Below are 25,471 nucleotides of genomic sequence, written 5' to 3' on the forward strand. Positions count from 1 at the left end.
GTACATGCGCATTGTGGTTCTGGCCGGCGGTATCGGTGGTGCTCGTTTTCTGCGTGGCCTCAAGCAGGCCGCGCCCGACGCGGACATCACGGTGATCGGCAACACCGGTGACGACATCCATCTGTTCGGGCTGAAGGTCTGCCCCGACCTCGACACCGTGATGTACACCCTCGGCGGTGGCATCAACGAGGAGCAGGGCTGGGGGCGTACGGACGAGAGCTTCCAGGTCAAGGAGGAGCTCGCGGCCTACGGCGTGGGGCCCGAATGGTTCGGGCTCGGCGACCGCGACTTCGCGACGCATATCGTCCGTACCCAGATGCTGGGCGCGGGCTATCCGCTGAGCGCCGTCACCGAGGCGCTCTGTGCGCGCTGGAAGCCGGGGGTCCGGCTGCTGCCGATGTCCGACGACCGGGTCGAGACGCATGTGGCGGTCGACATCGACGGCGAGCGCAGGGCGATCCACTTCCAGGAGTACTGGGTGAAGCTGCGCGCCTCGGTCGAGGCGCAGGCGATCGTGCCGGTCGGCGCCGAGCAGGCCAAGCCGGCGCCTGGCGTACTGGAGGCCATCGCCGAGGCCGACGTCATCCTCTTCCCGCCGTCCAACCCCGTCGTGTCCGTGGGGACGATTCTTGCCGTACCCGGCATCCGGGAGGCGATCGCCGAGGCCGGGGTGCCGGTCGTCGGCCTCTCCCCCATCGTCGGGGACGCGCCCGTGCGCGGTATGGCGGACAAGGTGCTCGCCGCGGTGGGCGTCGAGTCGACGGCTTCGGCCGTGGCCACGCACTACGGTTCCGGGCTGCTCGACGGGTGGCTCGTCGACACGGTGGACGCCGGGGCGGTCGACGAGGTGGAGGCCGCGGGCATCCGCTGCCGTTCCGTGCCGCTGATGATGACCGATGTCGACGCGACGGCGGAGATGGCCCGGCAGGCGTTGGTGCTGGCCGAGGAGGTACGGGCGTGAGCGCCGAGTCCTCCGGTTCTTCCCCGGCGCCGTCCTACCGGGTCTGGGCGCTGCCCGGGATGCCCGAGGTGCGGGCCGGGGACGATCTGGCGAAGCTGATCGCCGCCACCGAGCCGGGGCTGGCCGACGGCGACGTCCTGCTGGTCACCTCGAAGATCGTCTCCAAGGCGGAGGGCCGGATCGTCGAGGCCACCGACCGGGAGGCGGCGATCGACGCCGAGACGGTACGGGTGGTGGCGCGGCGCGGCACGCTGCGGATCGTCGAGAACCGGCAGGGTCTCGTCATGGCCGCGGCCGGGGTCGATGCCTCGAACACCCCCGCCGGAACAGTGCTGTTGCTGCCCGAGGACCCGGACGCTTCGGCGCGCGCCATCCGGGACGGGCTGCGGGACGCCCTCGGCGTCGAGGTCGGGGTCGTTGTCACGGACACCTTCGGGCGCCCATGGCGCAACGGGCTGACCGATGTCGCGATCGGGGCGGCCGGGGTCCTGGTGCTGGACGATCTGCGCGGCGGTACGGATGCGTACGGCAATCCGCTGAGCGCGACCGTGGTCGCCACCGCCGATGAGCTGGCCTCGGCCGGTGATCTGGTCAAGGGCAAGGCTTCAGGGCTGCCGGTCGCCGTGGTACGGGGGCTCGGCCATGTCGTGGACCCGACGGACTCCGCGGGCGGTGCCCGGGCGATGGTGCGGGTCGCGGCCGACGACATGTTCCGGCTCGGTACGTCGGAAGCGGTACGGGAAGCGGTGACCCTGCGGCGTACGGTGCGCGAGTTCACCGACGATCCGGTGGACCCTGGGGCGGTGCGGCGGGCCGTGGCCGCGGCGGTGACGGCACCGGCGCCGCACCACACGACGCCGTGGCGGTTCGTCCTGCTGGAGTCCGAGGAGTCGCGGACCCGGCTTCTCGACGCGATGCGGAACGCCTGGATCGCGGATCTTCGCCGGGACGGCCGGAACGAGGAGTCGATCGCGAAGCGGGTGCGGCGGGGCGATGTGCTGCGCCGGGCGCCGTATCTGGTGGTGCCGTGTCTGGTGATGGACGGCTCCCACACATACGGGGACGAGCGGCGGGACACCGCGGAGCGCGAGATGTTCGTGGTCGCCGCGGGTGCGGGTATCCAGAACTTCCTGGTGGCGCTGGCGGGCGAGCGGCTCGGCTCGGCGTGGGTGTCGTCGACGATGTTCTGCCGCGATGTGGTGCGTGAGGTGCTGGATCTGCCGGGGTCGTGGGATCCGTTGGGGGCGGTCGCGGTGGGGCGGGCGGCCGCCCAGCCTGTGGCTCGGGTGGGGCGGGACGCGGAGGGGTTTGTCGCGGTGCGGTGAGGTGACCCGATGGAGATGCCGCGCCGGATGAAGATGCCGGACGGGGCGACGGGGCCTCTGCCGTTACAGGCGCGCGATGTCGCCTCGAGTCATTCGAGGGGCCCGGCGGGGCGGGGTGTGACCCGACAGGAGGATGAGGCGGGTGGCTCGGTGGCGTTGGCCCTCGTAGGGGGTGAGGAGGGCCAGCATCTCTTCGTCGTCGGCGTTTCTGTTGCCTGCCAGGGCGTGGCCGACGATGCCGGGGAGGTGGAGATCGCCGACCGTGACCGCATCCGCCGCGCCGTTTGACCGTTGGAGGGTCTCGGCCGAGGTCCAGGGGCCGATGCCGGGGATCAGTTCCAGGCGGGCCATGGCCTCCGGGAGTTCCATGGCGGCCGCCTCCTCCAAGCGGCGGGCCACGCGTACGGCGCGCAGGATCGTGGCCGAGCGTTTGGCGTCGACGCCTGCACGGTGCCATTCCCAGGACGGGATCAGGGACCAGGTGCGGGCGTCCGGCATGACGTGCAGGCCGAGAGCGGTGAACGCGGCGTGGTTCGTGGGGCCGGGCGCCGGGGTGCCGTGCTTGCGGACCAGGTAGCGCCAGGCGCGGTAGGCCTCGTCCGTGGTGACCTTCTGTTCGAGGACCGATGGGATCAGGGACTCCATGACCAGGCCGGTGCGCAGCAGGCGCAGGCCGGGGCGGCCGTGCCGGGTCAGGGCGAGCAGCCGGTGGCGCGGGCGGAAGGCGTCCGGGTCGTCCGTCGCGCCGAGCAGTGCCGGGAGCTGGTCCAGCAGCCAGGGTGCGCCCGGTCCCCAGGCCGCCGCCTCGATCCGGCCGTCCCGGGCCGTGACGCGGAGGGTTCCGGGGCCCGCGGGTGTGCGGCCGGCCCGCCAGACCGCGCCGTCCCGGGTCATCCGGAAGGTGGGGTCGGCGGGGCCGCGGCGCAGCGGGCCCAGGACCAGGCGCAGGTCGAGCGGGCCGGGCGGGGTCCAGTCGCGGGTCAGCGCGTCCGTCGCCGGAGCCGCCGCCTGGTGGGGGACGGCCGCGCGAGGGGCACTGCGGGGTGCGAATCGTCCTGCCACGATGAGGTCCTCAGTCGTCGGGGGTGCCTGTCGAGGGTAAGCGCAGTGGCGGGTGCCCGGTTATTCGTCGGACGAGAAGCGCACCGCGGCGTCCGGCAGGACAGCCCCGCACCAGATGCGGATGCCGTCGCGCAGTTCGTTGTCGGCGCCGACCCGGGCCCCGTCCCCGATGACCGCGCCGGTCAGCACCGTACGGCTGCCGATCCTGGCACCGGCTCCGACCAGCGAGTCCGTGATCACGGCTCCCGGTTCGACGACCGCGCCGGCCAGGACCGCGGAGCCGTCGATCCGGGCTCCTTCGCCGATCAGGGCGCCCTCTCCGATGACCGTACCGCCGCTGAGTTTGGCATCGGAGGCGACGGAGGCCGTCGGCAGGACGAGCTGGTCGCCGCAGCGGCCGGGGACGGCCGGGGAGGGTGCGCGGCCCAGGACCAGGTCGGCGGAGCCGCGTACGAAGGCCTGCGGGGTACCGAGGTCCAGCCAGTACGTGGAGTCGACCATTCCTTGAAGGTGTGCGCCGGAGGCGAGCAGTCCGGGGAAGGTCTCGCGCTCGACGGAGACCGGGCGGCCGGCCGGGATGGTGTCGATGACCGACCGGCGGAAGATGTACGCCCCCGCGTTGATCTGGTCGGTGACTATCTCCTCGGGCGTCTCGGGCTTCTCCAGGAACGCGGTGACCCTGCCGCTGCCGTCCGTCGGTACGAGACCGAACGCGCGCGGGTCCTCGACCCGGGTGAGGTGGAGGGAGACATCCGCTCCGGATGTGGTGTGGGAGGCGACCAGCGTCCGGATGTCGAGGCCGGTGAGGATGTCGCCGTTGAAGATGAGCACCGGTTCGTCGGGGCCTGCGGTGAGCCGGGACGCGACGTTGCGTATCGCTCCGCCGGTGCCGAGCGGTTCGCGTTCGGTGACGTACTCGATGTGGAGACCGAGCGACGAACCGTCCCCGAAGTACGGTTCGAAGACCTCCGCCAGATATGACGTCGCGAGCACGATGTGCTCGACCCCGGCGGCCCGGGCGCGCGCCAGTTGGTGCGTGAGGAACGGGACGCCCGCCGCCGGAACCATGGGCTTGGGAGTGTGCACCGTGAGCGGGCGCAGCCTGGTTCCCTTGCCGCCGACCAGGAGGATCGCTTCTCTTGCCTCTGTCACAGCACTGACTCTGCTTCCTGGTGGGGCCTGGCCTGGTTTCGGCTGGCCAGTGTATGCAGACCGGTCCGGTCGTCCCCGGTCAGCAGCTCGCAGCGGTCCGCAGCAGCCTTCCGCGGTGTTCCGTTCAGCGGCCCTGCAGATGGGCGGAGCTGGTCCGGGCCGAGCCGAGCTTCTTGTAGAGACGCGCTCCGGGACATTCGGTTGCGAAGGCGTCCCGATGGCCGGAGATGACGTTGAGTTCGGCCTTCTTTCCCTTCTTGAACTTGTTCCCGCCGCCCGAGACGAGTGTGGTCCTGCCCCGCGGGTCGGCTCCGAACAGGCCGAGCTTCCATGCGGTGAGCTTCGCGATGGCGTTCACCGCGGCGGCGGGCGGGTTCGAACCGGTGAAGGTTCCGAGCACTGCGATGCCCGTGCTGTTGCTGTTGAAGCCGCGCGTGTGCGCGCCCAGGACGGCCTTCGTCACGCCTCCGGCACGTGCTTCGTAGATGTTTCCGCACTTGTCGACGGCGAAGTTGTAGCCGATGTCGCGCCAGCCGGCGCTCTTGACGTGGTAGCGGTAGACGCCTCGCAGGACGGCGGGCGCCTGGGTGCACTTGTAGTTGTTGCCCGTGGCGCTGTGGTGGATGAACGCGGCCTTGACGCTCTTGGTGTACACGAAGCCGCGCTCCCTGAGCTTCTCGTCGGCTCCCCAGCCCTTACGGGTGATGATGCGCGGCCGGGGTCCGATGTACGGCTGGGCGCCGGGCGCGAGTCCGGCCTCCGCCTCGCTGCGTGCCTCGGTCTCCGCCTTGCTCAGGGCGGGGAGCACGCTTCCGTCGAGCGGTGTGGTTCGGCCGTCGCCGGTGTCCCCGGCCCCGGCGCCCGCCGCGGGGAGTGGCTGCGGGTCCTTGCCGGGGTCGACGAGTTCGAGGCGCAGACCGGTGGGCAGCGGCACGGCGGGGGCATTCCGGTCCTGCGGGTCGGTGGATTCCGGGCGTACGCGGACCGCGACGCCGTCCGAGTCGCCCACCCAGAGCGGGGCGGTGGAGCCCCGGACGGTCCCGGACTCACGCTCGGCGCTCCCGGGGTCCGCGGCGTGCTCGGCGTTGTGCGTCTCCAGGTCCTGCCAGTCCGACCAGCGGGTGGTGCCGATGGCACGGGTGCGGACCTGGACGGTGCCGTGGAGCTCGGTGTCCACGTCGTCCCAGACGACGCCGACCAGGGAGAAGGGGCGGACCTCGTGCTCGGACAGCCCCTGTTCGGCGGCCTCGGCGGTCCGGGTGGATTCGCCGGTGGCCCGGCCGGACGGTGCCGGCAGCGGCGACAGCGGCAGGGACTGCGTCGAGCCCGGCACATCGGGGGGCTCGACGGACTCGGCGGGGGCGGTGTCGGGGACGGCGCCCGCGGGCACGGCCGACGGCAGTGCGAGAAAGACCGCACAGGTGACACCGATCGAGGATGCAATGAAGGCACGCATACAAACGATCCTGGGCACATTCCGACAACTCCGGCTACCGGGGTATCTCTGCACAATTGACGGGCCGTCTGCCGAACCGGTGTACCCGGCGCCCGTCGGCCCCACTGGGCCCGGCACCGCCGCGTACCCTTGCGCGGATGAACGCCACCGACCGCACCCCCGCCGACCTGCTGCGTTCCGCGCTTGCCGCGGACCCGGCCCGCCCCCTGGTCACTTTCTACGACGACGCCACCGGAGAACGCGTCGAACTGTCGGTGGCCACCTTCGCCAATTGGGTGGCCAAGACCGCCAACCTTCTGCAGGGCGACCTCGCCGCGGAACCCGGCGACCGGCTCGCCCTTCTGCTGCCCGCGCACTGGCAGTCCGCGGTCTGGCTGCTCGCCTGTTCCTCGGTCGGCGTGATCGCCGACGTGCAGGGCGACCCGGCCGGCGCCGACCTCGTCGTCAGCGGTCCGGACACGTTGGAGGCCGCGCGCGCCTGCCGCGGCGAGCGGGTCGCCCTGGCACTGCGTCCGCTGGGCGGCAGGTTCCCACAGGCACCCGAGGGTTTTGCGGACTACGCGGTCGAGGTGCCGAGCCAGGGCGACCGGTTCACCCCGTTCGCACCCGTGGACCCGGACGCCCCCGCGCTGACGGTGGGCGGTGTCGAGCTGACGGCGGCGCAACTGCTCGCGCGGGCCCGCGAGGATGCGGCCGGTCTCGGCCTGACCGCCGGGTCGCGACTGCTGACGGGACGTACGTACGACACCTGGGAAGGCCTGAGTGCGGGGCTGTTCGCGCCGCTGGCGGCCGGGGGGTCCGTGGTCCTGTGCCGGCATCTGGGGCAGCTGGGCGAGGACGGACTGGCGAAGCGCGTCGAGAGCGAACGGGTCACCGACACCGCTGCATGACAAGCGCCCTGAGGACCACTCGTCCGGCCCATACCGGGTCGAGCCCTCAGGGCTGCGCTTCAACTCCGGTACATGATCGGCGGTACAGACCACTCGGGACACAACCAAGCGTGAGGTTCAGCCGTCTACTTCTGCGACCGGCGGCCCAGCGCGCCGCCGAACGTGAAGGATGGACGCAGACGTGAGCGAAAGCGCCGGCCCGCCGGACGAATCCGACGACTCGGCTGTGGGCGAGGGCACGTCGCAGGCCGGGGACGGCTCCGGCGCCGTCCCGGAGCCCCTCGCCGGGCACAGGCGCCACTGGCTGCGCTGGACCGCGCTCGGCGTCTCGTTCGTGGTCCTGGCCTCCGCGGGCGTCGGCTGGTGGCTGTACAGGAAGCTCGACGGAAACATCAGGACCGACACCTCGGCAGCCGCCGAACTGAAGGTGTACGAGCGGGAGCGGCCCGCCTCCGTGGTGCACGACGCGGAGAACATTCTGCTCATCGGCTCCGACAGCCGGGCCGGTGACAACCGCAAGTACGGTCGTGACGACGGCGGCAGCCAGCGCTCGGACACCACGATCCTGCTGCACCTCGCCGCGGACCGGAAGAGCGTCACAGCGATGTCCCTGCCGCGCGATCTGATGGTGGAGATCCCGGTCTGCCACAAACCGGACGGCACGGCCACGAAGAAACAATTCGCCCAATTCAACTGGGCCTTCGAGTTCGGTGGCACCGCCTGCACGACCCGTACGGTCGAGAAGCTGACCGGCGTCCGGATCGACCACCAGATGGTCGTCGACTTCAACGGCTTCAAGGACATGGTCGACGCCGTGCACGGTGTCGAGGTCTGCCTCAAGAAGCCGGTCGATGACGCCGACGCCCATCTGAAGCTCCCCGCCGGGCGCCAGAAGCTCAACGGCGAGCAGGCGCTGGGGTACGTACGGGCCCGCAAGTCCATCGGCAACGGCAGCGACACCGACCGGATGGACCGCCAGCAGCAGTTCCTGGGCGCGCTGGTGAACAAGGTGCAGAGCAACGGCGTCCTGCTCAATCCGACCCGTCTCTACCCGGTGCTGGACGCGGCCACCAAGGCGCTGACCACGGACCCGGGCCTGGACAGCCTCAAGGACCTGTACGAGCTGGTGCGCGGCCTGCGCGAGGTACCGACCGACAAGGTGCAGTTCCTGACCGTGCCCCGGCAGCCGTACGTTGCCGACCCGAACCGGGACGAACTCGTCCAGCCCGACGCGAAACGTCTTTTCAAGCGGCTGCGCGAGGACACTCCGGTCGCCGTGGTCCCGGCGGACCGGCTCAAGGGTGACGACGGGAAGAACAACGGGAAAAACAATGCCGCGACCGATACGCCGGACGCTGCGGGCCCGAGTCCCACACCGACCTATTCGGGCAACAACGCGGCGGCCGACCTGTGCAAGCAGTAAAGCAATTCCCAAGCAGAAGCCGGTGATCGGCGTGTAATGGGCAGAATGACCAGTTGTAAGGACCGTGGAATTTGTCACGCTCGTCGCTCGACGCCGAACCGGGCCGATAGTGTGACGCGATCCGGTGCTTCCGGCCGCCAGGCCGCGCACTTCTGGAGCGAAAGATCGAGCGCCTGATCGGGGGAGGCGCCTCGCGTGGCACCGACGGAGGACACAAGAAACCGTGGATGCGCAAAGCCGTGGGCGGGCGGATGAATTCGACCCCGCAGACCAGTGGGTCCTCAACCCGCACACCGGCGATTACGAACTGCGACTGAATAATTCCGGAGCGGATTCGGCCGGCGCTTCCCAGGCGTCGGGCCCGCGCATCCCCCGTCGCAGAGAACCGGTCCGCGACGGTGGCGACGAGCGCGGAGCCACGACTCGTGACGGCGATGGTGAGCGCCGGGGTCCGGCCCGTGACAGGCACGGGTCCGCTCCGCGCCGCGAGGTGCCGGGGCAGCGCAGCCGTCGTTCGGCCAATGGCCCGCGCGGCCAGGAGGGTTCGGGCCCCGGCGAGAGCACGGGCCGCCGCAGCCGCAAAGCCCCCAAGGCGCGCCGCAAGAAGGCGTTGCTGTGGACGGGCGGCACGATGGCCTTCGTACTGGTCGGCCTGTCGGTGGGCGGATACGCGCTCTACCAGCACTTCAACGGCAACCTGAACACCGTCGACATCGGCGGCGCCGGCAACAAGAACGTCTTCGACAACGACGCCCCGGTCAACATATTGATCATCGGGACCGACAAGCGCACCGGTAAGGGCAACGAGGGATACGGCGACAAGGGCAGCGTGGGCCACGCCGACACCAACATCCTCTTCCACGTCTCCAAGGACCGCACCAACGCGACGGCGCTCAGCATCCCCCGCGACCTGATCACCGACATCCCGGACTGCACCGCCGTGCAGCCGGACGGCTCGAAGAAGATCATTCCGGGTACGCAGAACGTCCGCTTCAACGTCAGCCTCGGCCAGGACGGCCGCGACCCGGGCTGCACCATGCGTACGGTCGAGGAGATCACCGGCCTGAAGCCCGACCACTTCATGATGGTCGACTTCAACGCGGTGAAGGAGCTGTCCACCGCGGTTGGCGGGGTCAAGGTCTGCCTGGCACATCCGGTCAAGGACAAGGACTCGCACCTGGACCTGCCGGAGGGTGAGAGCAAGATCCAGGGCGAGGACGCGCTGGCGTTCGTACGGACCCGGCACAGCTTCGGCAATAAGAGCGACCTGGACCGGATCAAGGTGCAGCAGCAGTTCATCGGCTCGATGATCCGGCAGATGCAGTCGGACGACACCCTGACCAGCCCGACGAAGCTGTACAAGCTGGCGGACGCGGCGACCAAGGCCCTCACGGTCGACAAGGCCATCGGCACAGGGACGAAGCTGGTGTCGCTGGCCACGGAGCTCAGCAAGGTCGACACGAAGAACATCACCTTCGTGACGGTCCCGGTGATAGACAACCCGGCCGAGCCGAAGCCCATCACGGTGGTGCTGCATCCGGAGAAGGCGGACCAGCTCTTCGCGATGATGCGCGAGGACACCTCGCTGACCGAGGTGAAGTCGCAGAAGAAGGACGCGAAGAGCAAGCAGAACGCGCTCCTCAAGGGCCCCAAGGCCGCCGCAGCCGATGTACGTGTCGATGTGTTCAACGGCGGCAAGATCGCCGGTGGCGCGCAGAAGACGGTCACCTGGCTGCAGACCGAGCAGGGCGTGCTCAAGTCCACGAACAAGGCCAACGCCCCGGCGAAGATCGACAAGACGACCCTGGAGTACGCGCCGAACCAGGCGGACCAGGCCCGTGCGCTGGCCGCCATGATGGGCCTGCCCGGCTCCGCCATGAAGAAGGGCACCACGGACGCCGAGGGGCTCCAGGCGATGGTGCTGACGCTGGGCGCCGACTTCGAGGGCCCGGGCGTTCCCATCACGGGACCGGCAAAGGTGCCGACGGACATTCAGCAAGCAAACGCCGACAAGGCAGAGTGCGCCAAGTGACACCGGGTCACTGCGCCAAACCACGAGTCTGAGCAGCAGGGGGGTCCTGGTGGGACGGAGCAGTACACCCGGGGAGGGGACGCGACCACGCGTCCGGCACGCCGGCCAACTCGGCTGGGACGACGGGCTCTATGAGGACGCCCCGGAGAAGGGTCCGGACTCCGGCGCGTCCGGCGGACGGTCCGCCCTGGCGGACAGCGGCCATCGGCGCGGCGGTTCCAAACGGCGTGGCAAGAAGGGCAAGCGCAGAGTACTGCGCTGGGTCGCCGCGGTTCTCGCGCTGTTCATACTCGGCGGCGCGGGCGCCGGATACCTCTATTACGAGCACCTCAACGGGAACCTCAAGAAAGAGGACCTGAACATCGGCGACAAGAAGATGGCCGAACACAAGGCCAATGCCGCCGGTCAGACCCCGCTGAACATCCTGCTCATCGGCTCGGACGCGCGGGACTCCAAGGAGAACCAGAAGCTCGGAGGGGCCAAGGACACCTTCGGGGCGCCGCCGCTGGCCGATGTGCAGATGCTGCTCCATCTCTCCGCCGACCGCAGCAACATGTCGGTGATCAGCATGCCGCGCGACACACTGCTGAAGATCCCGAAGTGCACCGACCCGAAGACGAAGCACGTCTACCCCGCGACCACGGGCCTGGCGATGACCAACGAGACGCTCGGCCGCGGCGGTCCCGGCTGCACCGTGGCCACCTGGTACGAGCTCACCGGCATCACCATCGACCACTTCATGATGATCGACTTCGCCGGTGTGGTCTCGATGGCCGACGCGATCGGCGGCGTCCCGGTCTGCGTCAAGGGCAACGTCTACTCCCACACGCGCGCCGGCAAGGGCTCCGGGCTGAAGCTGGAGAAGGGCACCACCAAGGTCAAGGGCAAGCAGGCCCTTCAGTGGCTGCGCACCCGCTACGGCTTCGAGGACGGCACCGACCTCGGCCGCACCCACGCCCAGCACATGTACATGAACTCGATGGTCCGTGAGCTGCGCAAGGGCACCAAGCTCACCGACCCGGGCAAGCTGACGGACCTCGCCGAGGCGGCGACCAACGCGCTGACGGTCGACAAGGGCGACAAGGGCCTCGGCAGCGTCACGAAGCTGTACAACCTCGCGGAGGAGCTCAAGAAGCCGCCCACCAAGCGCATCACGATGACGACGATGCCGAACGTCTACGGAACGGGCGTGAACAAGGGCCGGGTGCTCCCCAAGCCCGTCGAAGCCGATCAGCTGTTCCAGATGGTCCGCGACGACATCCCGCTCGACGGCAAGGCATCCAAGCGCAAGGCCCCGGCCGCCAAGAAGCCCACGTCGCCCGTCGCCGAGATCCCGGTCAGCATCCGCAACGGAACCCGCACCGACACCGAGTACCCGGTCAAGGGCCGCGCGACAGCGGTCAAGGAGCTGCTGACCGGAAAGGGCTTCGTCCAGACCACGGTCGACACGCAGAACACCGCGGCGGCGGCGCGCACCGGGGTGCTCTTCCCCAGCGTGGACATGGAGGGCAATGCCCAGGCCGTCGCCAAGGCGCTCGGCATCCCGCTGACGGCGGTGAAGAAGTCGACCGACGTCTCGGGCATCACGCTGACCGTGGGGGCCGACTGGCGCGAGAACGGGGACTACCCCGCGTCCAGCGCCAAGGAGAAGACTCCGGAGAGCGCCCGCGCCCTGAACGGCGACGACGAAACGGCCTGCATGGACATCCAGCCGGGCTTCGGCTGGTAGCTCGGGACCGGGCACAACGCACTGTGGGGGCCTTCCGGCACATCGGAAGGCCCCCACACCGCGTCGGCGGCTGTCCCTACACCGTGACGGCCGGGCGCCGGCTGGCGATGACCTTCTTCGCCAGCGAGCGCGGGCTGGTCAGGAAGCCGTACCCCCACGACATGTGCATGGTCGCGAGGGCCACCGGGATCTGTGCCCGCGCCTTCAGCGACAGGCCCTTGCCCGCCGGGACGGACCCGGCGACGATCGCCGCGGCATACCCGGCGGGGACGACGAACGCCCACGGGGTGACGGCCGCACCGACCACGATGCCCGCCGCGATCGCGCAGACGGCGGTGGGCGGCGCCAGGTAGCGCAGATTGATCGAGCCGGAGTGGTAACGGGCGACGACATGCCGCCAGCGCCCGTAGTCCTTGTACTGCTTGGCGAGCGCCTTGGTGGAGGGCCGCGGCCGGTACTGCACCTTCAGCTCGGGCGAGAACCAGATCAGACCGCCCGCCTCGCGGATGCGGAAGTTCAGCTCCCAGTCCTGGGCGCGGATGAACTCCACGTTGTAGCCGTCCGCCTTCTCCAGGGCCTCACGGCGGAACACACCAAGATATACGGTCTCCGCAGGGCCTGCCTGGCCGCCGGTGTGGAAGGCCGCGTTGCCGACGCCGATCTTCGACGTCATGGCCGCGGCCACGGCGTCCTCCCAGGCGTTCTCGCCCTCGGCGTGCATGATGCCGCCGACGTTCTGCGCACCGGTCTCCTCCAGGAGGCGGACCGCGGTCGCGATGTAGTTCGGCGAGAGCATGCCGTGACCGTCGACCCGCACGACTATGGGGTGGCGGGAGGCCTTGATCGCGGCGTTGAGGGCGGCGGGAGTGCGGCCGGTCGGGTTCGGGACGGTGTGGACCCGGGGGTCCTCGCGTACCAGCTCCGCGGCGATCTCGTCCGTACGGTCCGTGGAGGGGCCCAGCGCGATCACCACCTCCATCTCACCCGCGTACTCCTGCTCCAGGATGTGCCGGACGGAGTTCCTGAGATGGCGTTCCTCATTGAGCACCGGCATGATCACGGAGACGGCGGGGTGCTGCGCGGCAGACATGGTGATCCTCGGGTGATCCTCGGGGGCGCCGGGGGTTCGCACCCCACCAGGCGGCGTTATTCGGCCGCCACGTTACCGCGAATGGGGGACACCGGCGCGCGCCACCGGGTCGCTTCGCGGGCTGCAGATCGTATGGGCCTACTGTGCGAACGGTCCCCCTTGCACCGCGGAGGTTCCCCCCGTGCCCACGCCGCACCCCTCCCCCCGTTCGCCGCGCTCCCGCCCGGTTCCGCCGCGGCGCAGGTCCAGAAAGCGGGACGGACGGCCGCACTGGGGCATGCGGGTGGTGACCGGTATTTCCGTGCTGGTGCTCGGGGCCGGCGGCATCGGCCATGCGGTGGTGACCAGCCTGGAGACCGGGATCGACCGGATCGACCCGTTCAAGGACATGAAGAACCGGCCCCGGGCCGGCTATGGCACGAATCTGCTGCTCGTGGGCACCGACGGCCGCGACAAGATCACCCGGGAGGAGAAGGAGAAGTACCGGCTGGGCGGTGTGCCCTGCAACTGCACCGACACGGTCATGCTGGTGCATCTGTCGGCGGACAAGGAGCGCGCGAGCGTCGTCTCGCTGCCGCGGGACAGCTATGCCGAGATCCCCGCGCACAAGGACCGGACCACCGGCCGGATCCACACCGCCCACCCGGTGAAGCTGAACGCCGCCTACGCCGAGGGCGGGCCCGGTCTGACCGTGCGGACCGTCGAGCACATGACCGGCATCAAGATCGACCACTACCTGGAGGTCGACTTCACCAGCTTCATGAAGACGGTGGACGCCCTGGGCGGGGTGCAGATCTGCACGGCCCGGCCACTGAAGGACTCGTACACCGGCCTCGTTCTCCCCGCGGGCACCCATCATCTGGACGGCGGACAGGCGCTCCAGTACGTGCGCTCCCGGCATATCGACGGGGCCGCCGACCTGGGCCGGATGCAGCGCCAGCAGAAGTTCCTCGCCTCGCTGATCAAACAGGCGACCGGCAGCGGTGTGCTGCTGAATCCGGTGAAGTTCCGGGACATCGCCTCGACGATGCTGAGGTCGGTCCGGGCCGACAAGGGGTTCGATACGGAGCAGATGCTGGAGCTCGGCCAGGCGATGCGCGGCTTCTCCCCCGCCTCGTCCGAGTTCGCCTCCGTACCGGTGGGGAACGTCGCCTACCCGGTCAAGGGCGTCGGCACCACGGTCAAATGGGACGAGCGGAAGTCGAAGAAGCTCTTCCAGGCACTGCGCGACGACCGTCCGCTCGCCCCGGTGCGGCCCGAGCAGCCGAAGGACGCGACGAAGGTCGGTGTCGCCCCGCGGCAGATCCGCGTCCAGGTCTACAACGGGACCTCGAAGGACGGGCTCGGCAAGACGGTCGACGACGCACTGCACGCCACCGGTTTCGACACCACGCGGGCCCCGCTGAACGGGGAGCCGCAGGATCTCAAGCGCACCCTGATCACCTACGACCCGCGCTGGGACCTGTCCGCGAAGTCCCTGGCCGTGGCATTGCCCGGGGCCGAGCTACGGGCGGTGCAGGGGCAGGGCCCCACGATGAAGGTGACGGCGGGCCCGGACTTCGAGAAGGTGAAGCGGGTGCGGGCCGAGGAGACGAACCGGGGCGAGTTCGGCACGGTCACGGGCGATCAGGAGGTCTGCCCGTGACCGCGGGTACGTCGGGACTCAGTCCTCGATGCCGTCCGCCGCGCGCTTCTCACGCAGTTCCTTGATCGCGCGGCGCCTGGCGAGGCGGTGGGTGCGCCGGATCTGCGCCTCCTGGTAGCGCCGCTTGTCGCGCTCCGTCTCCGGGATCACGTGCGGTACGGGGCGCGGCTTGCCGTCCGCGTCGACCGCGGCGAACACCAGATACGCGCTGCCGACCTGCTGGGCGGGGGTGGATTCGTTCCACCGCTCGGCCATGACCCGGACGCCGACCTCCATCGAGGAGCGGCCCGTCCAGTTCACCTGGGCTCGGACGTGAACAAGGTCACCCACGCGGACCGGCTCCAGGAAGACCATCTCGTCCATCGAGGCCGTCACCGCGGGTCCGCCGGAGTGCCGGCCGGCCACGGCGCCCGCCGCGTCGTCGACCAGCTTCATGATCACTCCACCGTGCACCGTGCCCAGCAGATTCGTGTCGCTGCCGGTCATGATGTGGCTGAGGGTGGTCCGGGAAGCGGCGGTCGGCTTGCCCGGAATGTCGCCCTCCGGGCGCGGGGCCTGATCTGTCATACCGTCCACCTTATGCGGGGGCTTCCGCCCGGCAGCAATGCATCAGCTTCGCAACAGCCCTGATGCGATTTCCCGCACCCCCTGTAATAGCAGGGCGCCCGGCCTGCACACTGGACCGCATGAACGATTGGCCCGAGGGCTGGACCGACGACAACCGCAGCGGCAACCGCTACGGACAGGGAAGCAACAGTGACCGGCCCGAGGGCGCCCGCGTGATGCCGCATGTCCAGCGGCGTCCCGCACCGCCGCAGCAGCGCCCCGCACCGCCCCGGCAGCGGCAGCCGGAGCCGCCGCAGTACGCCGGCGGCTACGACGACAGCGCAGCGTACGACAACGGTTACAACACGGGCCAGGTCTATGGCGGCGGTGGCAACGGCGGGGGCCGGGGCAACGGCCACGGCGGCGGCCGGGGTGACGGCGGTTATGTACAAGGGCGCCCGGCGCCCAACTGGGGCCGCCGAATAAAGATAGGCACGCTGTCCCTGGTCGTCGTGGTGCTCGCGGTCTCCATCGGCACCTACTTCTGGGCCGACTCCAAGCTCAAGCGCGAGGTGGACCTCTCCAAGGTCATCGAGCGGCCGAAGAGCGGCGACGGCACCAACTACCTGATCGTCGGCTCCGACAGCCGCGCGGGCATGACCGCCGAGGACAAGAAAAAGCTCCACACGGGCTCCGCGGAGGGCAAGCGGACCGACTCGATGATGATCCTGCACGACGGGTCGAACGGGCCGACGCTGGTCTCCCTGCCGCGTGACTCGAACGTCGAGATCCCCTCGTACAAGGGCTCCGATTCCGGCAAGCTCTACCCGGCCCGCGGCCGGTTCACCAAGCTGAACGCCGCGTACGCCGAGGACGGTCCCGAACTCCTCGTCCGTACCGTCGAGTTCAACACCGGGCTGCACATCGACCACTACGTCGAGATCGGCTTCGGCGGCTTCGCCCAGATCGTGGACGCGATCGGCGGGGTGGAGCTGGACATCCCCAAGGCGTTCAAGGACAAGAAGTCCGGCGCCGACTTCAAGGCGGGCAAGCAGACGCTGAACGGCGAGCAGTCACTGGCCTTCGTCCGCACCCGGTACGCGTTCGCGGGCAGCGACCTGGACCGTACGAAGAACCAGCAGAAGTTCCTCGCGGCGTTGGCGAGCCAGACGGCGACACCGTCCACGATCCTCAACCCGTTCAAGCTGTACCCGACGATGGGCGCCGGTCTCGACACTCTGATCGTCGACAAGGACATGTCGCTGTGGAACCTGGGCAACATGTTCTTCGCCATGAAGGGCGTCACGGGCGGTGACGGCACATCGATGAACATGCCGATCTCGGGCTCCACCGGCGGCAATCTGGTCTGGGACAAGGCCAAGGTCAAGCAGTTGGTGGAACAGCTCAACAACGACGAGAAGGTCACCGTCTCCGGCAACTGACGGCGGCCAGGAGCGGGGCCCGTACGGTGAACCGTACGGGCCCCGCTTCATGCCGGGCGCGGGCCGGGGGATCCGGCCCGTCCGCGCCGTCACCCTCCCGGCCTGCTCCCCCGGGCCAGCAACGCCACATGCGGGAGCGCCAACCGGCCGTCGTCCGCCGCGAATTCGGTACACAGCGCGTCGTACTCCCGCTTGGCCGCAGCCACCCCCGCCGGCCCCCGGCTGTTGACCAGCTGCCCGATCGCGGCCACACCGGCGGCCGGCCCGGCCCACCAGTCCTCCGCCCCGACGCGGTGGTCCCAGGCCATTACCTCGCTCCGCACGTCCCCGAGGCCGGCCGTCTCCAGCAGCGTGCCCAGCCCCTCCCGGGTGCGCGGGAAGTTGTGTTCGGGGTCGACGGTGGCCAGCCACTGGGGCCGGGTCAGCCCCGCCGCCTCGGCGGCCCGCCCGATCAGCGCCTGGCCGGGGGCGCCCGGCGCCTGCCAGATGGTGACGGCGACCCGGCCGCCGGGACGGGTGATCCGACGCATCTCGGCCAGGGCGTCCAGCGGCCGGCCGACGTGATTGAGCACGAAGTTCGCCACGACGGCATCGAACTCGTCGTCTTCATAAGGAAGTTGCGGAAGCGAGCCGCACCGGACATCGACCCCGGGCACGGCACGCCGGGTCAGCTCCACCATTCCGGGTTCGGCGTCCATGGCCCGTACGAGCGCACCGCGCCCGACGGCCGCCGCCGTCACGCTGCCGCTGCCGCACCCCACATCGAGCATCCGCGTGCCCGGCCCGACCGCGGCGGCATCCAGCAGGGCGGGCACCGTGTGGGCGCAGAGCCGGGCGAAGGTCCGGGCGTAGCTCTCGGCCCGCCCTTCCCAGATCCGCCGCTCGCTCACGTCGAACGCGGTCATCGCACGCCTCCCACGGGCCCCTGCGGCTCGACCTCGTCCAGGTCCTCGTACAGCGCGTCCAGAATCCGTCCCGTGGGCTCACCCGTCGGTGTCAGCTCCGCCAGGCACCAGCCGGGCAGCTGCTGCTCCACCTCGGGCGGAAGGTCGCCGTCGGCCGGGTCGGCCAGTCCGTAGAGAAGGCCGAACGCGGTCTCCTTCGCCACCTCGCGGGCTATCTCCCCCAGGTCGCCGGGGGCCAGCCCGAGAGCCAGCGCCCGCTCGACGGCGCCGCCCGCGAGCCCCTCCTTCCGGTAGGCCTCGACCCAGTCGGGGGCTGCCGCACTCCACCCGTCGATGTCCTGCCAGACCATGCGCAGGAACCGGTAGCGGGCGAGCTGCGGAATGTTCTCCTCGGCCTCGGAGTCGGCCCAGCCCTCGGCGTCGTCGGCACCGAGCGCGGTGAACAGGCCGGTGAGTGCGGTGATGTCGGTCATGAGAAGGGAAGCTACGCCACGGCGCTGCTCGGCGATGTCGAAGAGCGGTCCCCGGACCGGCGCGCGGGCCGGCCCCGAGGGGTCGGCCCGCGCTGTTTCACGGAAACAGGGTCATGAGGCCTTCTTCAGCGTGAAGTTGCCGATCGTCGTCTCCCCCTTCTTGAGCTTCACAGTGGTGACCACCGGCTGGTAGCCGTCCTTGGCCACGATCACGGTGACCGGGTTGTTGCGGGTGTCGAACCACAGGGCGAAGGTGCCGTCCTTGGCGGTCCGCAGCGTGTAGCTGTTCGCCCAGCTGTCGATCTGGACGGTCGCCCCGGCCAGTGGCGCGGTGCTGCCCTTGCCGTCGGCGCCCAGCACGGTGCCGGCGTACTTGCCCCAGTTCTTCGGCGGGTTGACGTGCATCTTCACGTCGATCGGGACGCCGGCGTACGGGGTGTCGGTCTGGACAGTCAGCGCCGCGGTGTAGTCGCCGGGCTGGGTGACCTCGGGGACCGTGGCGTCCAGGCCGACGGTGATCGTGGTGCTCTCCCCGGGCTGGAGTGTCACCTTGTCCTTGCTCGTGGACAGCCAGCTGACGTCCGAGGACTCGCCGCCCTGGTCGTAGCCGGGCAGCACCTCGACGGTGGACACCGGCGGCGTCGAGCTGCCGCCGGTGTTGCCACCGACCTTGTAGAAGCCGGAGGCAGCTCCCACACGGTAGACGCTGGTGTTGGCGTTGGGCAGGGCGGTCCAGCTGCCGGTGCCCGGGTCGAAGGCGTAGCCCTGGTTGGTAATGGCGGCGCTGTCGTTGACGACACCGCTGGAGACCAGCAGCTTGCCGTTGCCCACGCTGTACGCCGAACCCCACAGGTCGGCGGGCATGTCGGCGATGGGCGACCAGCTGTCGGCGCCCGGGTCGTAGACGTAGGCGTGCTTGGTCGAACTGGTGCCGCTGTTGCCACCGGCGCAGTAGAGCTTGCCGTCGATGCCGCCGCAGGACTGCCAGGAGATCGGCTCCGGGTAGGAGGCGATCTGGGACCAGCTGTCCGACGACGGGTCGTAGACCGTGGCGTCCGTGGTGCCACAGCTGTCGGTGCAGCCGCCGACGACGTACAGCTTGCCGCCGAGCACCGCGCTGCCCGAACCGGCGTACGGCTTGGGCGAGGACGCCTTGGTGGACCAGCTGTTCGACGCCGGGTCGTAGACCTCCAGCTTGGCGTCGGGGTCGCCGCTGGCACCCCAGCCGCCGACCACGTACAGCTTGCCGCCGATGAAGCCGTGGGCCGGGTGGCCCTCGCGGGTGTCGGCCGCGGAGGCCAGCTTGGTCCAGGAGCCACTGTCGGGGTCGTAGGCGTACAGCGCGTTGATGTCCTCGCTGCCCGTGTAGCCGAAGGCGGAGTAGACCTTGCCGTCGTAGACGGCGACCGCGTTGTCCTGCACAGCGGTCGGCAGGTTGGCCACCGGCTGCCAGGCGTCACCGGCCGCGTTGGCCGCCGGAGCCGCATCCGAGGTCTTGCCCTTGCTGAGGGCCAGCGGGGAGTAGTTGCCCTTCACCAGGTTGAGCGGCGCGCCGCCCTTGACCTGCTGGGTGAAGCCGCCCGGCTGCTCGCCCAGGGTGAGGCTGGCAGGCGCACCGCCGGTGTTCTTCACCGTCAGGTTCTGGGTGGCCTTCTTGCCCCAGTCGACCGTCTTGTCGATCGAGCCAGGGGTAAACGCCAGCTTGCCGGCCTTCAGGTTGAAGACCGCCTGGGTGGTGCTGTCCGGTGCCACGTTCACCGTCTTGGCCAGGTCGGCGTATTTCGACTTGGAGGCGGTGTAGGTGTGGCTGCCGGTCTTGGAGGTGAACATCCAGTAGAAGCCGCCGCCGAGTGCCGGGTCGTCCGGGGTGGCCGCGGTGATGGCCTTGTCCTGCGAGGCGTCGGTGTTGACGACAGTGGCGCCGACGACGCCGTCGTCGGTGTTGGCGTCCTTCACGGTACCGGCCACCAGACCACCGGTGACGGGCTCGTAGGTCCGCTTGCCCACGAACACGTTGTCGAGTTCCCACCAGTAGCCGTAGCTGCCCGTAAAGTGGAACCGCAGCTGCACGCCGGGCTTCCCGGCGTAGTCGGTCAGCGGAAGCTCGACATGGGCAGGGCCGGTCAGGGTGGTGGTGCGGTTCCAGATGTTGGTCCAGGTCGCACCGCCGTCAGTGCTGACGTCGATGTTGCCGGTCTGGTTGGTGTAGCTCTTGTAGTCGGTGTCGAACTCCAGTTGCGGGCTGTCGTTGCCGGTCAGGTCGAAGACCGGCGTGATCAGCGAGCTGTCCTGCTTCTTGCCGCTGCCGATCTTGTCACTGTCGACCATGGCGAAGGCGCCGGAACCACCGGTCTTGTTAACCCGGTTACCGAAGTCGTCGAAGACCCAGCCGCCGGTGGTGCCGTCGGCGTTGACCACGCTCCAGCCCTCGGGGGCGCCGGCGGTGGAGTCGAAGGGCTGGGTCGGGCCGGACCGCTTGACCTGGTAACCGGGCGCCGTGGCCGCCTCGGCGTCCACCGGGACCGCGACGTTCACGGTCTGCGCCGCGTCATTCACGGTCACCTGCTTGGTGACTGCCTCGTAGCCGGGGTACACGGAGGTGAAGCGCAGGGTGTAGTCGGCGCCCTGCGGCAGGTCGACGCTGTACGCGCCGGTGTACGGGTCGGTGAAGACCGGGGCGCCGGGCACGTCATCGATGGTGATCTTCGTGTAGAGCGGCCAGCCGTGGCCGGAGCCGTCGGTCACCTTACCGGTCACGGTCTGCCGGGCCACCGCGGCCAGCGCGAAGTCCATCGTGACGGTGCCATCGTCGACGACGACGCCGTTGGCCTTCTTGGGCGCGTACCCGTAGGCGTACGCGGCCATTTTGTAGGTGTCAGGCGGCACCGTCAGGTTGTAGTGCCCCTGGGCGTCGGTGGTCGACCGGTAGATTCCGGCTACGACGGAGGCGCCGGAAAGCGCCTTGCCTGAGCTGTCGGTCACGGCTCCGGAGATCTCGCCGTGCGAGCCGACGCTGGAGGCGGCGAGACCGCCCCCGGGATGCGTCGCGGTGGCGATGGTGCCCGGAGCGGCTGCCTCGGCGCCGGTGGCAGCCTGGGCTGCGGGTAATCCCGCAGCCATGACTGCGACAGCCGCCGCGGTGAAAGCGGCCAGTCGCGCGGAGATCCTCCGCGCGGCCGGTCTGGAATGCCTCGAAGTGCGCAATGTGTGACTCCCATGCTGCTGAGCTGGGGTCGACCCGTGCGCTGGTTCTCGGTCGACAGCAGATGGATTCATCCGCCGCGACAACTAAACATCGCTGCCATGTTCTCGACAAGACCGCCATGGCGGCTACACGACATGACATGGACCCGCACATTTGTGATGATCCATCAGCTTCGGCCCGGCAGTCCTGGCTCGGACACCAGGGAGCAAGTAACCCACCGGTACGTTCTGGAGGTTCACCGACGGCGGCGGACGGCCGGATCGTGCTCGGCGACGTGTCGGGCGACAGCGCCGCGTCATCCCATCCGCAACCGCTGCACCCAGCCACAGCCAGGTGCAGCAGTTGAGATGGTGAGACCCGCGGGGTCTCCGCACCAGGTGCGTGCGCTGCCGGTTCGACCTTCTGCGCCCGGAGTTCCCTGACCTCAGCCTGAAGGTCGGTGAGTTGCCGGTGAAGTGCCTGAATCGCCACAATCGCGACGCCGTTGGCATCGGTGCAGCAGATCGTCTTGTCGTCGGCTCCCAGGCCGAGATGGGCCCGCCAGTCCTGTGCCATCGGCCCCAGGTGGCGCACTTCGTCGTCCTCCCACCGGTACCGCCATGTGCCTACCGGCAGACGGAGCACTCGGGCAAGGACGTCGAACCCGTTCACGCCGTCACCCGCCTCGGCGACCGTTTCCCCGGAGGCCGTGGACGTCATTCCGGCGGGGCTGGGCGTGTCGGGGTGCAGGCGCGCCCGGTAGGCCCGAATGCCGACGGTCCGGGCGCTGTGGAGGCGTTCGGTCAGCGATCCCATCGCACCGGGCTCACGCTGGTCTTTACGGCCCGGTCGGAGAACAGCAGACTGCCCAGCGGGACGAACTGAGTGGAGACCCCGGGGTCGTTGTCGGCCGGGGCGGTGCTGTGCTCCACCGCCCGCACCTGCGCGGGCTCCGCGGGCGCTCCGGGGTAGTCAGAGATCAGATCAACCAAGCAACGACACCGCCCCCGTCGGTCACGAGCCGCACGACCAGACGTTGACCAGACCCGGCCGACGAAGCACCCAGCGCCAGGAAACAGCAGCGGCCAAGCCCTCGGAACCTACCGACGGGTTACTTGCCCCCTGGTGTCCGAGCGGGGACTACCGGACTGTTGACCGGGGGCCTGGCTGGGGAGTTGCAAGGTTCTTCTGACAGCAGCGCACCCCACCCCTGCATCAACCAGGCACGGGGCGCAAGTGCGTGTGGATCAGTGACGGGCGGTGTGCGAGACGAAGCCCACCCACGCGCCCGCACCGAAGGCGAGCCGGGGCCCCGGCAGGTTCTTTGAGTCGCGGACGTGCACCGCGCCTGGGGTGGTCGCGACCTCGACGCATTCATTGCTGTTGCTGCTGTCGCTGTAGCTGTTCTTGAACCACTCCAGCCGGGAAGCGTCTCCGGCAGAGGTCTCGCTGATCATGTCTCTCCCAGCACTTGCTCGATGAAGGCCAGCGACTCCCGAGGCGTGAGAGCCTGAGCCCGGATGATCCCACACCGCAGCTCAACGATCCGGAGATACTTCGGGTCAGAGACCGGGCGACTGCCGAAGTCTCCCTCGGAACGCCCCACCGCCGAGCCGTCCCTGAACTTCAGCACCTGCATCTCGCCGCCCATTCCGGCGTGATCGTCGCGGCCGGTCGGCATCACCTGGATCTCGACGTTCCGCAACTGCCCCACTTCCAAAAGGCGTTCAAGCTGTCGTCGCAACACCATTCTGCCCCCAAGGTGGCGCCGCAGTGTCACCTCTTCCTGGACGAAGCTGAGCTCCGGGCCAGGCGAGCGGTCAAAGATGGACTGCCGGGCTACACGAGCAGCCACCAGCCTCTCCACCTCATCCTGCGAGAACGCGGGCCGCCGCATCCCGAACAGCGCCCGCGCATACTCCTCCGTCTGCAACAGACCGTGAAGGTTGTGGCTCCCGTACGCCGAGAGTTCGTCCGCCTGCGCCTCCAGCTTCGCAAGCTCCCGGATCTTCTTCGGGTACCGGACTTCCGCCACATCCCGCTTCATCGCCGCGAGCTTCCCGCCCGCCCGCAGCACCTCGTCCGCCTTCTCCAGGAACTCCGGCCGGGGGATCCGCCTGCCGCCCTCCACCTTGTAGACCAGGTCCTCCCCGTACCCGATCGCAGCGCCGAACCCGCCGGCCCGCAGCCCCGCCGACTCCCGCCACGCCTTGATCTGGCGGCCCACCGCAGCGACCACCGCCACCCCCGACTCGTCGTCAGGATCGACGTCCCAGCCGGGCTCGTCCGCTCCGTAGTCCCCGCGCCCCGCACCAGCCTCATCCACGCTCATCCGTGCCCCACTTCCGATGTGCATGCCGTTCTTGCTCAACCCTGCTCGTCCCCAGCACGTCACCCCGGACAGCCGGGACAGCACTGGACAAGCGCGGGACAATCACCGTACGTAAGCGGCTCGTCGCTATTCACGGTACGCAGACGCGGCCACGCTGAGTGACGTGACTCAAGAAATCATCCGAACCGAACACTCCACTCCCACCCGGCAGTTCACGGTGCTGCTCTCCCCCACCCGCCGGGGCGCGCGGCTTGCCCGTCTGCTCGCCACGGCTCATCTCGGGGTTTGGGGGCTCCCCTCGGAATCAGCCGCGCACATCGTCGCCGAGCTGGCCACGAACGCCACCGTCCATGGCCGCGTAAGGGGCCGGGACTTCCAACTGAGCCTCACCGTCCACCGCGACGCACTCCTGCGGATCGAGGTGACCGATACCCGGGGCGAGCAACTACCTCCCACGCCCGGTACCACGTCCGCCCCTGCCGACGACGCGGAATCAGGGCGCGGCCTCCTCATCGTCGAGGCACTCGCCGACCGCTGGGGCATCGACCTCGGGCCCGTCCCGCGCAAGACGATCTGGGCCGAACTCAACCTCGTACCGTGACCACCATCACCGGGTCGCGGACACCCACAACCCGGTGAACCACGTCGCCGCGCCCCACGACGCATAAAGCTTTGAAGAACTTGGGGAAATCACCCTCCCCACCCAAACCCGACCCCATCCCGGCCCCGTCACTCGCCCGGGTGACATAGGGCAACTGGGCTGGATTTCATACGGGTTGGCTGGCATATGCTCGCCGCGACAACTACAGACATGCGACGGCCCCCGACGAGACGCCAATCTCGACCGAGGGCCTGACCACCGAGGAAGTTAGGCCCTTCCCGATGGATACCCAGCAGATTACCGCGCCCCCGTGCGCCCCGCCCCCCGCATCCGGGGGCGACACACCGTCATCCGGTGTCATCCACATCAACTTCCGGCACGCCGCAGGCTTCACCGTCATCGGCAACCACCTCGCCCAGCACCGCGGACTCTCCCTCACCGCGATCGGGCTCGCCACCCACATCCAGTCGCTCCCCGCCGGAGCCAAGATCGGCATCAAGCACCTCGCCGACCGCTTCCCCGAGAGCGAGACCCGCATCGCCGCCGCCCTGCGTGAGCTCGAAGCCCACGGCTACCTCCACCGCAGCCGAGTACGCCTCGCCGACGGCCGCATCATCACCCGCACCGTCTCGTACAACCAGCCGGGCGCAACCCGTCAGCCCCGAACGGTTCCCAGCGAGCCGGCCCCGCTGCCCACACCACCGCCGCCGCCACGCGTAACCGCTCCCGAACCGCGCCCCGCACCAGCCCCGGTGCCCACGCCACGGCCGCAGCCGCAGCCCGCCCTCGTACCGGCCCCCACAGCGCGCACATCGCCGCCTCCGCCGCTCCCACAGCCGCAGGAGCTCACGCCGGAGCTTCAGTGCGTGGCCACCGCGCTCCTCGCCGACCTGCGCCGCCACACACCCCAACTCACCCTCGCCGAGCACGACATCCACACCCTCACCCCCGGCGTCGCCACGTGGCTCGAACGCGACGCCCACCCCGACACCATCCGCCACGCCCTCACCACCAACCTCCCTGCTCCCCTCAAACACCCGGCCAAGCTCCTCCGTCACCGGATCACGACACTCCTGCCGCCCCCGCTGCCCGGAACCCAGGACCTCGCACCCGCACACCGCAGCGTCGTCGTCATCCCCCTCCAGAACTGCGACCACTGCGACCGCGCCTTCCGCTCCCACCACCCCGGCCACTGCCGCGACTGCCGCACCGAACTGCACACA

Annotated in this window: 21 protein-coding genes and 1 pseudogene; 10 read left to right on the forward strand and 12 right to left on the reverse strand. The window is 69.6% G+C overall.

Features of this window, described 5'->3' with window-relative positions; translation table 11 throughout:
- Positions 1-4 precede the first annotated feature (4 nt).
- Positions 5-961 carry a 2-phospho-L-lactate transferase gene (gene cofD / locus ACIPEK_RS37815; protein WP_402005940.1) on the forward strand — a complete coding sequence of 319 codons (957 nt, stop codon included), beginning with the start codon at positions 5-7 and terminating at the stop codon, positions 959-961.
- Entirely contained in the window at positions 958-2,286 is a 1,329-nt protein-coding gene (locus tag ACIPEK_RS37820) for a coenzyme F420-0:L-glutamate ligase (protein WP_402005943.1), read from the forward strand. Before cofD ends, ACIPEK_RS37820 begins: the two co-directional genes overlap by 4 nt.
- Before the next feature lie 63 nt (positions 2,287-2,349).
- Here ACIPEK_RS37820 and ACIPEK_RS37825 read toward each other — a convergent pair whose 3' ends face one another.
- From ACIPEK_RS37825 to ACIPEK_RS37835, 3 genes are all read right to left on the reverse strand, one after another.
- Positions 2,350-3,348 (reverse strand): DNA-3-methyladenine glycosylase family protein, encoded by a 999-nt coding sequence (locus ACIPEK_RS37825; RefSeq protein WP_402005945.1) that lies wholly within the window; start codon positions 3,346-3,348, stop codon positions 2,350-2,352.
- A 60-nt stretch (positions 3,349-3,408) separates the two neighbouring features.
- Positions 3,409-4,500: a sugar phosphate nucleotidyltransferase gene (locus ACIPEK_RS37830; RefSeq protein WP_402005948.1), complete on the reverse strand. Its 1,092-nt coding sequence runs from the start codon at positions 4,498-4,500 to the stop codon at positions 3,409-3,411.
- A gap of 124 nt (positions 4,501-4,624) precedes the next feature.
- Entirely contained in the window at positions 4,625-5,956 is a 1,332-nt protein-coding gene (locus ACIPEK_RS37835; protein WP_402005951.1) for a peptidoglycan recognition protein, read from the reverse strand.
- Positions 5,957-6,093: 137 nt separating this feature from the next.
- Here ACIPEK_RS37835 and ACIPEK_RS37840 point away from each other — a divergent pair, with 137 nt between their 5' ends.
- The 4 genes from ACIPEK_RS37840 (at position 6,094) to ACIPEK_RS37855 (ending at position 12,030) form a co-directional block, all read left to right on the forward strand.
- Positions 6,094-6,846: a TIGR03089 family protein gene (locus ACIPEK_RS37840; protein WP_402005954.1), complete on the forward strand. Its 753-nt coding sequence runs from the start codon at positions 6,094-6,096 to the stop codon at positions 6,844-6,846.
- 169 nt (positions 6,847-7,015) lie between these two features.
- The gene (locus ACIPEK_RS37845; RefSeq protein ID WP_402005956.1) at positions 7,016-8,269 is read left to right on the forward strand and encodes an LCP family protein; all 1,254 of its coding nucleotides are present in this window, start codon (positions 7,016-7,018) and stop codon (positions 8,267-8,269) included.
- Positions 8,270-8,492: 223 nt separating this feature from the next.
- The gene (locus ACIPEK_RS37850) at positions 8,493-10,301 is read left to right on the forward strand and encodes an LCP family protein (protein ID WP_402005958.1); all 1,809 of its coding nucleotides are present in this window, start codon (positions 8,493-8,495) and stop codon (positions 10,299-10,301) included.
- A gap of 49 nt (positions 10,302-10,350) precedes the next feature.
- Positions 10,351-12,030 (forward strand): LCP family protein, encoded by a 1,680-nt coding sequence (locus ACIPEK_RS37855; protein ID WP_402005961.1) that lies wholly within the window; start codon positions 10,351-10,353, stop codon positions 12,028-12,030.
- A gap of 76 nt (positions 12,031-12,106) precedes the next feature.
- Here ACIPEK_RS37855 and ACIPEK_RS37860 read toward each other — a convergent pair whose 3' ends face one another.
- The gene (locus ACIPEK_RS37860; protein ID WP_402005964.1) at positions 12,107-13,120 is read right to left on the reverse strand and encodes a glycosyltransferase family 2 protein; all 1,014 of its coding nucleotides are present in this window, start codon (positions 13,118-13,120) and stop codon (positions 12,107-12,109) included.
- A 277-nt stretch (positions 13,121-13,397) separates the two neighbouring features.
- Here ACIPEK_RS37860 and ACIPEK_RS37865 point away from each other — a divergent pair, with 277 nt between their 5' ends.
- A complete protein-coding gene (locus ACIPEK_RS37865) occupies positions 13,398-14,765 on the forward strand; it encodes an LCP family protein (protein WP_402005967.1) in 1,368 nt (455 codons plus the stop codon).
- 18 nt (positions 14,766-14,783) lie between these two features.
- Here the strand turns inward: ACIPEK_RS37865 and ACIPEK_RS37870 are convergent, their stop codons facing one another.
- Positions 14,784-15,332 (reverse strand): acyl-CoA thioesterase, encoded by a 549-nt coding sequence (locus tag ACIPEK_RS37870; RefSeq protein ID WP_114244866.1) that lies wholly within the window; start codon positions 15,330-15,332, stop codon positions 14,784-14,786.
- A 119-nt stretch (positions 15,333-15,451) separates the two neighbouring features.
- On the opposite strand from ACIPEK_RS37870, the gene ACIPEK_RS37875 reads away from it, so the two are divergent.
- Positions 15,452-16,753: an LCP family protein gene (locus tag ACIPEK_RS37875; protein WP_402005970.1), complete on the forward strand. Its 1,302-nt coding sequence runs from the start codon at positions 15,452-15,454 to the stop codon at positions 16,751-16,753.
- A gap of 89 nt (positions 16,754-16,842) precedes the next feature.
- Here ACIPEK_RS37875 and ACIPEK_RS37880 read toward each other — a convergent pair whose 3' ends face one another.
- From ACIPEK_RS37880 to ACIPEK_RS37910, 7 genes and pseudogenes are all read right to left on the reverse strand, one after another.
- The gene (locus tag ACIPEK_RS37880; protein WP_402005973.1) at positions 16,843-17,658 is read right to left on the reverse strand and encodes a class I SAM-dependent methyltransferase; all 816 of its coding nucleotides are present in this window, start codon (positions 17,656-17,658) and stop codon (positions 16,843-16,845) included.
- Positions 17,655-18,131 carry a hypothetical protein gene (locus ACIPEK_RS37885; RefSeq protein WP_402005976.1) on the reverse strand — a complete coding sequence of 159 codons (477 nt, stop codon included), beginning with the start codon at positions 18,129-18,131 and terminating at the stop codon, positions 17,655-17,657. The genes ACIPEK_RS37880 and ACIPEK_RS37885 overlap by 4 nt, the downstream gene beginning before the upstream one ends.
- Positions 18,132-18,242: 111 nt before the next feature.
- Positions 18,243-21,251, reverse strand: coding sequence for a carboxypeptidase regulatory-like domain-containing protein (locus tag ACIPEK_RS37890; protein WP_402005979.1), 3,009 nt, complete (start codon positions 21,249-21,251; stop codon positions 18,243-18,245).
- Positions 21,252-21,882: 631 nt separating this feature from the next.
- Positions 21,883-22,131, reverse strand: a pseudogene (locus ACIPEK_RS37895) (tail fiber domain-containing protein); the annotation flags it as partial.
- The gene (locus ACIPEK_RS37900) at positions 22,119-22,247 is read right to left on the reverse strand and encodes a hypothetical protein (RefSeq protein ID WP_402005982.1); all 129 of its coding nucleotides are present in this window, start codon (positions 22,245-22,247) and stop codon (positions 22,119-22,121) included. The gene ACIPEK_RS37900 and the pseudogene ACIPEK_RS37895, both read right to left, overlap by 13 nt.
- Before the next feature lie 315 nt (positions 22,248-22,562).
- Complete coding sequence (locus ACIPEK_RS37905; protein ID WP_402005985.1) at positions 22,563-22,772, reverse strand: DUF397 domain-containing protein; 210 nt, start codon at positions 22,770-22,772, stop codon at positions 22,563-22,565.
- Positions 22,769-23,647, reverse strand: coding sequence for a helix-turn-helix domain-containing protein (locus ACIPEK_RS37910; protein ID WP_402005994.1), 879 nt, complete (start codon positions 23,645-23,647; stop codon positions 22,769-22,771). Before ACIPEK_RS37910 ends, ACIPEK_RS37905 begins: the two co-directional genes overlap by 4 nt.
- 163 nt (positions 23,648-23,810) lie before the next feature.
- Between ACIPEK_RS37910 and ACIPEK_RS37915 the strand changes: the two genes are divergently transcribed.
- Together ACIPEK_RS37915 and ACIPEK_RS37920 are read left to right on the forward strand one after the other, a co-directional pair.
- The gene (locus ACIPEK_RS37915; RefSeq protein WP_402005988.1) at positions 23,811-24,248 is read left to right on the forward strand and encodes an ATP-binding protein; all 438 of its coding nucleotides are present in this window, start codon (positions 23,811-23,813) and stop codon (positions 24,246-24,248) included.
- A 281-nt stretch (positions 24,249-24,529) separates the two neighbouring features.
- A partial coding sequence (locus tag ACIPEK_RS37920) for a helix-turn-helix domain-containing protein (protein ID WP_402005991.1) occupies positions 24,530-25,471 on the forward strand: 942 nt, incomplete at its 3' end.

This window comes from Streptomyces sp. NPDC088246, assembly GCF_044741025.1.
Taxonomy (GTDB): domain Bacteria; phylum Actinomycetota; class Actinomycetes; order Streptomycetales; family Streptomycetaceae; genus Streptomyces.